The organism is Marinomonas epiphytica (assembly GCF_054780655.1).
Genome location: NZ_BAAGVX010000018.1, coordinates 1 through 15,209 on the forward strand (window position 1 = coordinate 1; position 15,209 = coordinate 15,209).

Below are 15,209 nucleotides of genomic sequence, written 5' to 3' on the forward strand. Positions count from 1 at the left end.
ATTGACCAGCAGTTTTATTTAGCGTTGGCTAAAGGGGATTTACATGGTATGGAGGCGGCGATCAAAGAGCTCGTCAGTCCAAGAAAAATGAATCATAGAAAAGAGTGGGATAGTTCTGCTTTTATGCAGGGTTTAGTCGTACCATCTGCATTGAAATACAGTAAATTAGCCATCCGTCATGGTTATGAATTAGACATCGACAGTCCTAACCTTCCTAAAGAATGGCTACCAGTTAAGCCTTTAGAACGATACGAAGATGAATTTGATTTTATGAAAGCGTACTCGATTTAAAAACTTTACCATTAAGGAAAATACTATTTAGTCGAACAAATGAGATGATCTTGCCGAGCTAATCTGATCACGATTCCTACGTCCATCAACCCACTCTCTTTCGCCGATGCCGAATTTATCAGTGAACGCCTTAGAATCCGCAAAGAGCTTTTGATCAGTACCAGCAGTTTACTCGCTTAACTCAGTGTCTAAAATTGCTGTAACGGATCACATTTACCAGGCCTACTAAATTTAGTATAAGGGCGCTTGGCAACGGTGCTAAGCGCGTTTCACATCCAGCGTGAACCCAAGGTTCTATACCCTCAGTCTCAGCATGGATTTTTTGCAAATCTAGAGCCGATTCCGAATGCTATTGAATCTGTCAAGCTTTTAATAAACTCTGAGCATTTTGATCCTTATATTCTTACTGCTCCTTCGATAAAGAACCCTTTGTGCTACACAGAAAAAAGAATCTGGATAGAAAAGTACTTTGGATTGGAGTTTGTTAATAAACTCATCTTTTCACCTAAAAAGTGCTTACTCAAAGGGCGATATCTCATTGATGATAACGTTCAGGGAAAAGGGCAAGATGGGTTTGACGGAGAATTAATACACTTCGGTAGTGCAACGTTCCCTAGATGGAAGGAAGTGATTCCATACCTGAATTCTCATATTCGTCCGTAACATACTCTTCACCAATGGGTTACTGGGTAAAATTACATATCTCAGAATGCTACTCATATCAGCTACAAATGATTTTTCCTCATAATACGGGAACCTTAGAGTTTCATTATTATATTTTGATGTCATTACAAAAAAGTGATGTAAATCACTTTTTTTCAATATAATGGTCAGTTACATCCTGAACTGGTTAAACACTTCAAGTTGGGATTGTGTACCCAAAACATCATGTATCGTCTTCCGCCAAAGCACACACAAGCGGGGCAGCAGATTAGAGAGACGCTGAAAAATCTAGGTGTGTTACGTCAGGCCACCGGTAAAGAGCATTTTGCGGGTTGTTTAGTGATTCCTGTCATTGATGAACGTGGAATGGTTCAAGAAGTGTATGACCGCCGGATTAGTCCTGATAACAAGTCGATAAAAATAAGCGGCATGTGTATTTACCGGGGAAGCATCGAGGCGTATTTAATCTATCTGTCTTCAATGCCAGCACGGAAATTATCCTCTGTGAATCGTTGATTGATGCCTTAACGTTCTGGGTACATGGGGTTAGGAATGTCACAGCGAGCTTTGGGACAAATGGCTTTACGGATTAATTATTGGCAGCGTTTAAGGATTACAGCATCGAAAAAGTCTTTGTGGCTTACGATAACGATGAGGCAGGCAATTATGTTGTTGGGATAAATTGGTTTAGAAGCTAGGAGTTTATAAACCCGAGCTCATGGGCTTGTTGTTACAGTGACTTTACTCTTACCCCAATGATTACAATTATTAAGGCTTTTCTTATTCCCTTGAGCCACTTAACGTGTCTTTTCTATCCAAAAGCATGTAATGGGCAATAACCTTATCTGCTTACTACTATGTTATGGGCTCGCTTTATTCAAACTGATACACCATAAGTGATACCGCTATGGCTGGCATCCTTTATGAGATTACTTCCATGCGTTTATTTGCAGATTTATTACATGAAAGGGCTTTCTCTGATCATACGACAGTCATGAACTTCAATAATTTATTGAAATAAGCGCAAACGTCCTTAAAGAAGTGAATAAATGATTATCGAGCTTAGGAGTTCGCTTCAAGAAAAAGGCTATTGTTGAAACAACAATCATTGAGGTAGCTTGTCCAATCTAAAATAAAACGAAGTCATGAGATCCCGGATTGCATCAGGTTAGAGCGGTAATTAATGTTTTCCGCGAGTTAAAGACACATATTGCTGTGGATGCTAAATATAGTCTCATTCATAACTTCACGACCACGCCAGTTAATGAGTAGGGCCTTAACTAGATAACAGAACAAGGGACTTTGTATTAGCAGATTCGTGATAATGGTATTTATAACCCTCTAAAGTCTGTAATTTTAAGGCGTGGATGGAGTTAAATGGGAGTTACGAATCAATTGTAGGTTTGTTTGTATTTTGCCTAAGATGTGCATTTTGTTTCAATTTCCATTTAGCAAATGATTGAATAATAATTGTTCTATTTATGTTAATAGTGTAGTTTAAGGTAAACTTACGTATAAAAATGGATTTTCTTAGTGGTTCTCCGCTCATTATTTACATTTTTCTTGTTGTATTTAGTTCTTTTTTCTGAAAACTCTTCCTCGGCGGAAGAGGAAATGATACGTAACCAGGCTGATTGGCGTCTACGCAACAAAGAAGCTGAAGAAACACTGAATAGAAGTCTTGAAGAAGCTAGACCTCCCATTCAGCTGCCACAGCCTTCTGTCACACCGCAGATAGTAGAAGATGAGGAAGTGTGTTTTGTTGTGGACCATATTGAAGTTAATGGTCTGCTTTCCGGTTGGGCATTAGCTCAGGGCGAACAATATCTTGGGCAATGTATCGGTATTCAAACTTTGAAAGCTTATGTTCGTCTGATCAATCAAAAGTTATTGGCAGATGGCTATGTAACATCAAGAGCGGTATTGCCTGAACAAAACATCGCTTCCCGAACCGTCATGATAAAAGTGGAAGAGGGGTTTGTTGAGCGCATAGTATTTCCTAGTGAGTATCGGTTTAGTTGGAAGAATGCTTTACCTGTAAAAGAAGGCAAAGTTCTTAGCTTACGTGACATGGAACAAGCTGTTGAACAATTGAGTCGACTTCATTCTCAAGATGTAAAGTTCAGTATCAAACCGGGGAACTATCCTAATTCCAGTATATTGATTGCTGAAGTGAAGCAGTCTAAATCTTGGTTAATCAGTACGTCGATTGATGATAGTGGTAGTGAAGCAACAGGAAAATATCCTCTTACGGTAAATGCTGTGGTCGATAATTTTGTTGGTGCGCAAGATGTTTTAGCGACTTCCTTTTCTAGATCTAGGGGGGGCGCTGTAGGTGAGTCTAATAGTCGGTATTTTTCTTGGAGTATGCCTTTCGGATATTGGTTATTAGGACTTTCTTATAGTCATTCAGATTATCTTCAGGTCACCCAAGGTAGTGTGCGAGACTTTGAATTGAGCGGAAATAGCCAGAACAGTAAGCTGAGTCTTGACTATGTTGCTCTGCGTAATAACAAAGCAAAGCTAACTCTTAACAGTGAACTGAAAACAAGAACTAGGCGCAGCTATGTAGAAGATGCTGAAATCAACGCCCAACGACGCAATCTCACCGAACTTGATTTGGGATTAAACTATCGACACTTTTTGGGTCGCAGTATCTTCGACTTTTCTTTCGATATTCATCAAGGGATTGATAACTGGCTAGGGGCCGATAAACGTAGCCTTGACGCTGCAGAAAATGTCGCTCAGCCGGACTATCGTTTTTACTCTATGTCTCTTTCTTTGAATCATCCATTTACCTTTTTTGAGCAGCAAATGAATTATACAGGGCGTTTGTTTGCGCAGTATTCAGATACAGCTATCTATTCTTTGGACTGGTTCTCTAACGGTGGCCGTTACACGGTAAGAGGGTTTAATAGCGATGAATCATTAAGCGCAGAGCATGGCTGGCGCTTAAAGAATGATGTCGGCCTACCTATTCCGATAAATAGCGCTTCATTCTTTCCATATTTGGGGTTAGATATTGGGCAAGTTTCTGGAGATGGTGCTGAGAATGAGACCAGTCGAACAATGATGGGGGTAACCGTTGGAGTAAAAGGAGATATATCTAATATGAACTTCGATATAGCAGTTTCAGAGCCTTTTATTGAATACGGACCATACGCTAAAAAAAATGACTTTTAAATTAGCGCGATGCTGTCAGCTCAATTTTAAACGATATTAAATAATAGTCAGTTTCAATATAGATACAATTGAATCAACTTAGGGATGAGTTACATGTTTAAATTAAGACGATGTGTGAAATGTTGTTTTTTAGTCATGGGATTATTTCAATCGGTATCGCTTGATAAAATTACCCATCAGAAAACCACCTCTTTAAAGTTTAAAAAATCTTCTAATGTATCGTTATTGGAGCCATTTCGTCGTAACAAAAAGTATATAGCACAGATTATATTATCGGCTTATCTCTCTGCCCCTGGGGTTTTGCTAGCAGAGGGCGCGAAAGCTGCATTGAACAGTGCACATGCTCCGGGGTTTGATGTCTCTGCTAGTGGTGTTCCTATTGTCAACATAAATGCACCATCGGCGAAAGGCGTGTCTCGTAACGAGTACGATCAACTTAATGTTAACAACATTGGTTTGATCTTTAATAATTCGACGAACATAACAGCTACTCAATTAGCTGGTTATATCGATGGAAACCAGCGGCTAGAAGGCAAGAGCGCTAGCATTATATTAAATGAAGTCACAGGTAACAGCCGTAGTGCTTTAAATGGCTACATGGAAATCGCTGGACGATCTGCCGAGATGGTTATTGCCAACCAAAATGGCATAACTTGTGACGGCTGTGGGTTTATCAATACCACTCGAGCGACTTTAACAACTGGCCAAGCATTATTCGACGGGCAGGGTGGTTTGTCTGGTTTTGACGTTTCACGAGGCGATATTGCCATTTCTGGTCAAGGTTTGAACGATACCCAAACTCATGAGTTAGATATTTTGGCGCGTAGTGTCAAGCTTAATGCCAAACTATGGACTGATCAGGCCACCATCATCACCGGTGATAACCTCATTAACTACCAAGACAAGTCTGTTACTGCTCGATCCAGTGGTGAACGGGAAGAATTTGCATTGGACGTTGCGGCCATTGGCGGCATGTACGCCAATCGTATTCGTTTGATTGGTACTGAACAAGGATTGGGCGTGAATATCGGCGGTGAAGTCAGGGCCGTTGACGATATAGTGCTTGATAGTCAAGGAAATATTGTTCACGGTGCAACTTTAAGTGCTGATGATATTCAAATTGAAGCCAATGTGTTGAAAAACAGTGGAGCAATTTTGGGCAATAAGGTGTCATTAGCGGCGACACAAACTCTGGTTAATTCGAATCAAAATGCTCAAGTACACGCTGCGAAAACATTAAACTTGTCATCATATGGCGACATTGTTAATGATAACGACGCCATTTTTTCTTCTGATGATCAGCTGGTTATTCATACCAATGGGACATTCAGTAACTTGAATGGCGCCAATACTTACTCTTCCAATGACATGACACTGCAATCTCTGGGGGGGCTTGTTAATCAAACGAGCACAATAGAAGCTGCTCATGACCTTACTCTTATCAGTCAAGCTTTTAGCAACGATGCCAACAGTACTATGTTGGCAGAAAATGGCATCCTAAACATCATGATTGGCGAGCGGGAAGACGACGATATACTGACTCTAACTGGGCCGTTAACCAATAAGGGAACGTTAACGGGTAAGGATGTTAAATTGACGGCCACGGCCATTTACAATGACACCAGTAACAGTCGGATTAGCGCTACAGGCGATGCTACCTTAATCGCTACTAAGGGAGAGGTGAGTAACACTAACAGCGCCAGCATTCGTACCAATGGTTTGTTAACCATTGAAGCGAGGACGGACCTGATTAATACCGTCAGTCAGATTGAATCCGCACAAAATATACGTTTGTCCAGCCGCAACATTGATAATACAGCAGGGGCATTAATCCGTGCCAACGACACTATCACCCTAGACTGGGAAGGTGCTTTAACCAATGACAACGCCATAATTGAAGCACGAAATACCATTCAAACTGCGCAAGCTATCCAAAGCACAGAAGATAATGTCGAGAATCCTCGTTCTGGTAGTCTGACTAACCAAAGCAACGGCACGATCACCGCGTTAAACGGCCAATTGGATTTAACCTTAGGCAGCCTAGCTAACTATGGTGTAATTGGAGCCAATCGTGTCACCTTGAACAGCAGTAGCCTATTAAACTCAGGCAGTAATGGGGCCATCGTGGCCAATGAGTATCTGGATCTGGCATCGAATAGCAGTATTGATAATTACGATGGGGCGTCTTTGTTCAGCTTGGGCAGCGGAGAATTGTATGCCAAAGGCAATATCACCAACAGTTCGGCAGATATTGAAACCCGAGGTGGGGACTTAACCATTGAGGCGAGTAACATCGTTAATAAACGATCCCTTGTGAAAGTTGAGCATAATTCCGTCAGTAGAAATCATGAAATCACTGGCAGCATTATAGTTATACAAGAGCCTGTGCATGAGAGAAAAGGGAAAATAACTGAACAAACCTTTACCACATATACAGAGACTATTGTTACTCCATACATCTCCCAAATCAGTGTGGAAGGTAAAATCACGTCCCAAGGGAGTTTAAACGTCGAAGGTTATGTTGATAATCTTTATTCCACTATCAGTGCCAATAACAACCTGAACTTTAATGGCGGGATTAACAATCAGTCTTTGACTGCGACACAAACCATTAAAACGAATGGAACAGATCGAAATCTAAAAATTTGGCATTCTTTTTATCGCGAAAGTCGTAAAGGTAAAGGTTCTTATAACCGAGAGAGAAGGAGCGAGACGACAACTAATTTCAATCGCCTTAATACAAAGCCTGTATCATTACTCTCTCCTACGCTTTCTAGTAAAAATGCCATCACTGGCAAAGGCGGCAGCATACAAAATGTAGGTAGTGTGGATGAAATATCAGAAGAGTTAAGCCGTGCTGAGATGATTAAGCAACGCCGAAATGCTATTTTTGATGACCTTTCAATAGACGATTTTATTAGCAGTGCCCAATTTTCCGTTACCCAATCATTAGGTTCTGGTTACCTGATTGAAACCAACCCTTTATTCACCAATTACAAAACCTTTATTTCATCTGACTATCTGTTGAATAAAATGCTAGGAGATAGCAACGGACGTACAGGCAAAACTGCATCGCGCCTTGGGGACGGCTATTTAGAGCAACAAATGGTGCGTCAGCAAATACTCTCCTACACAGGACAACAAACCTTACCTAATCAAGAGGACATTGAATCCGCCTACGCGACCTTGATGGACAATGCTTTAAATATATACACAGACTTAAAATTAAGCACTGGTATTGCACTCAGTAATGAACAAGTAGCCAAGCTAAAACAGCCCATAGTATGGATGGTGACTGAGACAGTACAAACCGCTTCTGGTCCCAAACAAGCCTTGGTTCCTAAGGTCTACTTACCTAATACCGACGATCTGATGTTGCGACCAGATGGAGCCTTGATTGCTGCCAACAACATTGATATCGAGGTGGACGAGAGTCTGACTAACTCAGGGGCTATCCTGGCAAGCAATGGGTTAAACGTCAAAGCGAAAAACATAGAAAACACGGGTAGCTTAACTGCAACAGATTCGCTGACTCTTGATGCAAGTGAAGATCTCACTTCAATTGGCGGTGATTTATCTGGGCAGGATATCCATTTATCCGCAGGGCAGGATATTAAAATGGTTGCTAGCTCTGTGGAGGCACAAGGCAGCTTAGCCCTGGCAGCAGGCAATGACATTCAGCTTTCTGCCACTCAATCGATGCAAACGACAGGTTTTACGGATGACATTACAACCACAACGACACACAATATGACTCAGTTGACCGGTAAAACGGTAGCCTTGAACGCCGAATCTGGAAAAGTGACGTCAGAAGCCGCACATATTAAGGCAACACAGAGCATCGACATTAGTGCGGAAGAAGTGGAATTGCTTGCTCTAGCCGATTCGACAAAGCGTACGATAGATAATTCCAGTAAATGGAATCCTCGTACAAAAGATATTACGACCAGTTCAAGTGTGACCCATCAATTGAGTCAGTTAGAAGCCGGCAATATTAATATACAAGCTGCGGAAACAATCACCAGCCAAGGTGCTCAGTTGGCAGCGGAGGAAGACTTGACTCTATCCGCCAACAACATTGATCTTTTGGCGGTGAAAGACACCAAAGACGCATACAGCTTTGTAGGCGGTGGTGGTAATGCCACGGAAAAAAGTTCTCACAACGAAAGCCTCACAGGCACCAAACTAAGCGCTGGCGGTACATTAAATCTAGTAAGTCAGCAGGATATCTTCTCAGAAGGTTCGACTCTTACTGGTGATAACGACATTGCGTTGGCTGCGGGTGGAGATGTGATGTTAGCCAGTGCCCAAGCGACTAATTCCAGCTTTGAAGAAGTGAAAAAGAAAAGATCTGGTTTATTGGGCTCGAAAACCTCTACTAAAACCTCTACGTCTGAAAGCACTACCAACCAAGGTACGAATCTAGCCTCTGGTGGCGATATTCAAATCACTTCAGGAGCGGATATTATTCTATCGGGCTCCAAAGCCACAGCCGCAGGTGGTATTGATTTACAGGCTCAAGGCGATATTCAACTCTTATCAGCGGTGGATCAATCCTCTTCTCGTTACCAAGAACAGAAAAAAGGTACTTTTAAAGTCAAGGCCAAAGACCAAGGCTCGATCACACAAACGGCTGTTACCAGCGATCTCGTTGCCAATGGGACCTCTGGTGATGGCGATATTGCATTGGCGTCAGGTAATAACATTACCCTGGAAGGTGCGACTTTAGCCGCCAACGATACCTTATCAATGGGCGCAGGCTCTGACTCACTACAAGCCGTCACACAAAATGCCGATGGTAACTATGTCAGTGCCAATGGTGCGCAGGTGGGGAACGTGATAGTGGGCAGCAAAGCCCTGCAAAGCAGTGAGTGGAGTGAATCCTCCTCTGGCTTCCGTGGCATATTTAAAGATCTTGCCAAAGGCTTAGCTGTGGTTGCCGCAATAGGTACAGGCGGCTTAGTGCATGGTGACATCAAAGTAGGGGAAGCGGATGCGACTCGTACTGACTCATTAACACAGCAGACGGCGACTCTTGCTGCCAATGAGCTTGATATCAATGCACAAAACAACCTTACCCTGATCGGTACCAATGTCGAGGTCTCCAATACGGCGAACCTGAGCGCCAACGACATCATCATAGATGCAGCTCGTGAGCAAACCGTCGTCTCTAATGCTCACACTGATCAAACAGTCTCAGGTAAGGGCGCGGCGTTACAAAAAGATCAAATCAGCCTCGCGAGTATCACTGAGACCGATCAAACCGAACGCACAACAACCACATCTAATACCTGGGCGGGCAGCTCTATCTCGGCGGGTAATCTCAACATTCAAGCCAACAATAATGTTGCCATTGTCGCGAGTGATGTGAACGTCACCAACGATGTCAGTATTGAAGGGGACAACGTACTGATTGGTGGTCGAGAAGCCACCACAGAAACCACCCATGACAGCATCACCAAAACCAAAACCCTCGATGCTGGTGTAAGAAATGCCTATGTGGATGTCGTTCTAGCGGCAGAGGCCCTAAAAGACGCCAAAGACGCTGTTGGTGATGCTAAAGATGCTTATGACGACGCCAAGCAAAAAGTCGCCGAAGGCAAACTGCCTGAGAGTGATTTGGATTTCTACAAAGTTAACCTTGCCGCTGCTACGGCTAACCTTGCCAGTGCCACCACAGCGGTAACTTCAGCAGGGGCCAGCGCTGCTGCCAGCACTGCCACCTATGGCTTTACAGTTAGCGGCGGTGTGACCACCCAAACAGATACAACTAGTACCACCACTACCCAAGGTACTTGGAATGGCTCCAATATAAACATTGGTAATAATGCAAGCGTAGCAAGTGAAAATAACCTAAACATCGAAGGTTCCAGCATCAACACTGTAGGTCAGCTTGCACTAAATGCCCAAAACATCAATATTACTGCTGGTCAAAACACTTATACCGAAAATACTGAGAGTCATAGTGAAGGCGCGAGTGCTAGCTATGGCTCATCGGGTGGATTCAGTGGCGGTATTAATGCCAATCAGAGCAAAAGCGACAGTCAAAGTGTTACGCACAGCAACAGCCAAATTGGCGCGGGTAGCCTAGTAAGCAACAGTGACAAGCTCACCATAAAAGGTGGCAACCTTAACGCCACAGATATTGATATTACGACCAACAATTTAACGGTCGCTAGCCTACAAGATACTGCTAACAGTAATAGTAAAAGTACTGGAGGAAGTGTTGGTTTTGGTAGCAGTAATAATGTCGGCATTAACGCCAGTCAAAGCAGCGCGGACAGTGCCTGGGTAAACCAACAAAGCGGCATCACCGGCAGTACAGTCAACATCGCGGCTAAAGACACCAGCCTAACGGGCGGTGTCATTGCGGCTGTTGATGAAGAAGGCAACAGCACTGACCGGTTAAATTTAACCACAGACACCTTAACCGTTGCAGATCTGCAAGACTTCGACAACAGCCAATCCAAGGGAATAGATCTCTCCCTAAGCAAAAACACCACCACACTGGGTGCCAACTTTAACGGCCATGAAAAAGCCCAGACCAACAATGTCACAATAGGCCTAGGCAGCGTCACCGTTAGCGGTACCGACCTAAACGAACAAGCACAGTTTGCCGATCTCAACCGAGACGCGGCTAATAGCCAAGAAATCACCAAAGACATGGAACGTGGTGGTTTGGACATGTCTTTAACCGTCGACAACCGCATGTTGAGCGAAGCAGGATGGGAAGACATTGCCGAGGATGTTGAAAAGACTAACGAATTAGCTGGTGATGGAGCTAATGCACTTGGCATGAAGGGCGTCACGAAATTCCTATACAACATAAATGATCCTGAGGTAGCCGCTCAGCTACAGGGAAGAGAAGAAGCCGCTCTGGATGCGTTGATTGATGTAGGGGTTGATCCAAAAATCGCCAAGTCAATTATGACGAATCCAAACCTTTTCCAAACCGCTGGCGGCATATTGACTAATGAGCAGGCGCTTCTTGATGGAAGGGAGCCGGAATCACCGGAAATCGAAAAAGGAGCATCAACCAACGAGTCAGCTAAAAATAGCGAAGGTATGCTTGTTGTTGAAATCACATCGGGCCGTCAAAATAACCCTGTCGAAAAGGTTCTGTTAGGCGCGAAAGAGGTTCGGGACTTTGTTAGTACACTACCAGCAGAAGAAGCCAATGCTGCGATGCTTGCACTGGGAGTATTGACAGGAGGTGTGATCAAAACCGCCATAGAGGTTGGTAAAGATGTCATAATAAATGAAACAATGGGCGATACCCTGAATGATCTGCAAAAGAGTGTCGCCACCGCTGCCGCAGCAGGTGCGCAGGGCATCGACCTCGCCACCCAAAAAGACTATATTGAAATCGAAGGAGAGCGTGGTGGGCATGCTCATAACCTGCAAGAAGGAGCAGAATTTGGTTTAGAAGTGATTGGTCTTGGCGCAGGCGCAGGATTGATCAAGACAGGGATTAGTAAAAAGAGTGTAGCGGATAATTCAAGCACTAGCTCAAACGCTGGAACGAGCGAGACGAGTGCCGCTAAAGTAGAGAATAATCCAAACACACAGATAGCTAATAATTCTACTCAGCCATGGAAATATGAAAACCGTATAGATGTTACTCTACGTACCGCTGATGACGTTAATAAAGTTAATTTTGATAATGGCTATAAACCACCCTACAAACCTGGAACTCAGGTTACTGAGTTTACTATCAAATCGGACGATAAGTTTGTTCGTGTTCATGGCGATGATAACGCTGCTCGTCCTTGGATGATGCGTAAAGAAGCTGTCGAAGGATTAACTGCTGAACAGATTCAACGCAAATATTCTTTGCCTTCTAAGCCCCAATTCATGTCTGATGTTGATGTTCCAGCAGGTACTCGTATGCGTACCGGTAAAGTTGAAACCAATTTTGAGCTTCAAGGTGGTGGAGGAAATGGTGCTACACAATATGAGTGGTTAGATACGAGAGTGCCTCCAACAGCGATATCCAATACTAGGAAGCTAGACTAATGAAAGTGCGTTTTCAAGGTTGTTTTTTTTATGTTAATGATCATCAGGTTTTGTTGAAACACAATATATATGGATTGATTGAGCTCGATGACTTGGTTTTAGTTTTAACTTATGGATTTAGTGAGAAACAAATGGAGTCTTTACCAACCAATAATGTTTACGCTTTTAACGAAAAAGGTGAACAGGTTTGGCAGATTAAAGAGCCTTTTCAACCAGAAGGAAAAATCGTTTCGTATGCAGATATTAGCTTAAAAAAAGACGGCGAAATTGTTGCTGGCACAACACAAGGCACGGAATATGTTGTTAATATTAAGGACGGTTCTATTGAACCTATTAAAGGTCAGCGCCCTTGGTGATGAAGATACGTGGACAAGATACGTGGACACGCACCCTAACTTGACGATCTCTGAATGAGCTGTATATTTAACCAGTATATTTCTTATGGAAGAGAGATTTCGTCATGCCAAGAGCAAGAAGTCAGCAAATCAGTTTAAACGATACGCCTTACTATCACTGCGTTTCCCGTTGTGTACGTAGGGCGTTTTTGTGTGGTGATGACCCTGTAACCGGAGCATGTTACGAGCATCGCCGAGGTTGTATTGAAGATAGACTTTTATTTCTTGCCAGTCTCTTTTCTATTGATATTTGCGCTTATGCCATTATGAGTAATCACATTCATGTGGTGTTGCATGTGAATGCACAAAAAGCTCAAAACTGGTCAACATTAGAAGTGCTTCAGCGTTGGCATAAATTGCATAAAGGGACGCAATTTACTCAAAAATATGCCAAAGGAGAGGCGCTAGAAGACTTTGCTTTAAAATTGGTCGAAGCCTCCGTAGAAACCTATCTGAATCGGCTAATGGGCATCAGTTGGCTGATGAAAGAACTGAATGAACCCATTGCTAGGCAAGCAAATGCTGAGGACAAATGCACGGGAAGGTTCTGGGAAGGCTGTTTTAAATCCCAAGCTCTGTTAGATGAAGCCGCTTTAGCTGCCTGCATGGCTTACGTGGATCTCAACCCACTTCGAGCTAAAATCAGCGAAACACCGGAAAAATCAGACTTTACCAGCGTGAAGAAACGCATTTCCTCCGCAAAGTGCTCCAAGCAGCCTGAAAGCCTATTTCCTTTTGTTGGCTACCCAAGAGACAACATGCCTCAAGGTTTACCTTTCAAATTAGAGGACTATCTTGAGCTTGTCGATCTAACGGGACGAATCGTTAGAGAAGATAAACGTGGCAGTATTGATATGTCACTCTTACCTATTTTGGAGCGGCTTAATATCTCTACCGAAAGTTGGCTTTGCATTGCAACGCAATTTGAAGAAATAACGAGTAATGTGGTTGGTGGTGACGCATCTATTGCCTATTACTGTGAATCAAGGCAAAGGCGACGAATTCAACCGCTTGAGTTAACGGCTTGACCTCTTTTTAAACTAAATCACCTTTTCATCTTATACTGGCAAGCCTGCTAGGGTTTCTGCGCATCTCGGCACGCCATTCCAGCAAATTTTTGATCTTAAACAGTCCCCGAAAAACTCTTTTTACATCAGTCCTTGCCATAAATAGCAACGTATTTGTTTGAGTGAAATATTAGGGCTTTAGAGCGGTACTTGTATTATAATCATGGATGTCTAAGTTAAACTCGTCACAATGGTGGGGCTGCGGTATTGCGTAATCAGTAAATTCTGGAGTCTTCTGAATGAGCGTAAAATTCTCTAAACCAAAAGCTATTGAGCAAAAAGACATAGATCTTTTAGCTCAGGCTATAGGCTGTCCTATACCTGATGACTTGAAGAAGTTTTTTGTAGAGTTCAATGGTTCGAAACCTGAGACAAATATTTTCACTATCAGCCAAGATAATGAGTCGGGAGTTAATGAATTGATTCCTATCTCCAAAATTTTGGGAGAGCGTAAATATTTAGATCATGTCGGGAAAAGAGTTTTCCCGGTGGCAGTGGCTGAAGGCGGTAACTATATCGTTATCGATCTTGATCAAGGTCAGTCAGTTTATTTTTGGGATCACGAAGAGCCACAAAATATGATCAAGTTGGCAAGTGACATTCACGAATTTTTAGATGCCTTGGTTCCGTTTGACCCAGATAGTGTCGAGTTAAAAGAAGGGCAAGTTGAGTCAGCATGGATTGCCCCAGACTTTTTAAAAAGCTTGAAATAATTATCCAGCCCGCATTAGCGGGCTTTTTAATTTGCAGTCTGTTGAATCACTGTCTCTAGCATCTCACTGACAAACTTCTGTTTAGCCTTGGGCAACAAGGCGACTTGTTCGAAATTTAACAGGACACCCATGTTAATAAGCCAGTCATATCAAGGTTTTTAACGTGGGTGTCTCGTAAAGCGATAATTGACACAACATCGAATAAATAAGTGAAGAGGTTAAAAATGAATCCTAGAATAGTAAACGATAAAATGGCGTTTCGCTTACAGCATTGCGATGGTCACATTAACGGCGAAAATCATACAGAAAAAAAGTTAAATGAAATATGCAAAATGATTGAAGAGGGAGCAGAACATTCACCTGATTTATTTTGGTTCTTAGGTAGCCATCTTGAAGCACAGGCCATGTCCCATTGGTTTCATGGTGGTGATTTAGAGACCTTTAAAAACCTTTGTTATAACATTTTTAAATTAAAATATATTGGTAATCACTCCCCTTATAATAGCTTTGATACTCATACTTTACGTTCAGAATCTGCACTCTTTATATTGTCAGACTATGAGCCACTTATTGATTGGCTTGGCAATAGAATGGCAGAAATCGAATTAGATCCAACGAAGACAGATATTGTAAAAGAGGGTGCATTTACAAGGCTGCAAGATATTTTAGCTTGGCAAGGCAGGCTGGATCTGTTAGGTGGAAGAGCTGAGCGTTTTGTTTCTAATCCACCAACTAATGGAATGAAAGTATTTGTAATTGACCAGCAGTTTTATTTAGCGTTGGCTAAAGGGGATTTACATGGTATGGAGGCGGCGATCAAAGAGCTCGTCAGTCCAAGAAAAATGAATCATAGAAAAGAGTGGGATAGTTCTGCTTTTATG

9 protein-coding genes are annotated in these 15,209 nt (G+C 42.6%); all 9 read left to right on the forward strand.

The window, feature by feature from the left end; genetic code table 11:
• A partial coding sequence (locus ACYVGZ_RS05030; RefSeq protein ID WP_460752087.1) for an Imm49 family immunity protein occupies positions 1–291 on the forward strand: 291 nt, incomplete at its 5' end.
• 255 nt (positions 292–546) lie between these two features.
• On the forward strand, positions 547–954 hold the full coding sequence (locus tag ACYVGZ_RS05035; RefSeq protein ID WP_460752107.1) for a 5' nucleotidase, NT5C type: 408 nt from the start codon (positions 547–549) through the stop codon (positions 952–954).
• 201 nt (positions 955–1,155) lie between these two features.
• On the forward strand, positions 1,156–1,470 hold the full coding sequence (locus tag ACYVGZ_RS05040; RefSeq protein ID WP_460752089.1) for a hypothetical protein: 315 nt from the start codon (positions 1,156–1,158) through the stop codon (positions 1,468–1,470).
• A gap of 1,098 nt (positions 1,471–2,568) precedes the next feature.
• The gene (locus ACYVGZ_RS05045; RefSeq protein WP_460752091.1) at positions 2,569–4,137 is read left to right on the forward strand and encodes a ShlB/FhaC/HecB family hemolysin secretion/activation protein; all 1,569 of its coding nucleotides are present in this window, start codon (positions 2,569–2,571) and stop codon (positions 4,135–4,137) included.
• A 93-nt stretch (positions 4,138–4,230) separates the two neighbouring features.
• Complete coding sequence (locus ACYVGZ_RS05050) at positions 4,231–12,153, forward strand: two-partner secretion domain-containing protein (RefSeq protein ID WP_460752094.1); 7,923 nt, start codon at positions 4,231–4,233, stop codon at positions 12,151–12,153.
• Positions 12,153–12,509, forward strand: coding sequence for a hypothetical protein (locus ACYVGZ_RS05055; RefSeq protein WP_460752097.1), 357 nt, complete (start codon positions 12,153–12,155; stop codon positions 12,507–12,509). The genes ACYVGZ_RS05050 and ACYVGZ_RS05055 overlap by 1 nt, the downstream gene beginning before the upstream one ends.
• A gap of 104 nt (positions 12,510–12,613) precedes the next feature.
• Positions 12,614–13,576, forward strand: coding sequence for a transposase (locus ACYVGZ_RS05060; protein WP_460752099.1), 963 nt, complete (start codon positions 12,614–12,616; stop codon positions 13,574–13,576).
• 278 nt (positions 13,577–13,854) lie between these two features.
• Positions 13,855–14,328, forward strand: coding sequence for an SMI1/KNR4 family protein (locus ACYVGZ_RS05065; RefSeq protein WP_460752102.1), 474 nt, complete (start codon positions 13,855–13,857; stop codon positions 14,326–14,328).
• A 224-nt stretch (positions 14,329–14,552) separates the two neighbouring features.
• The coding region (locus tag ACYVGZ_RS05070; protein WP_460752104.1) for a hypothetical protein at positions 14,553–15,209 on the forward strand (657 nt) is incomplete at its 3' end.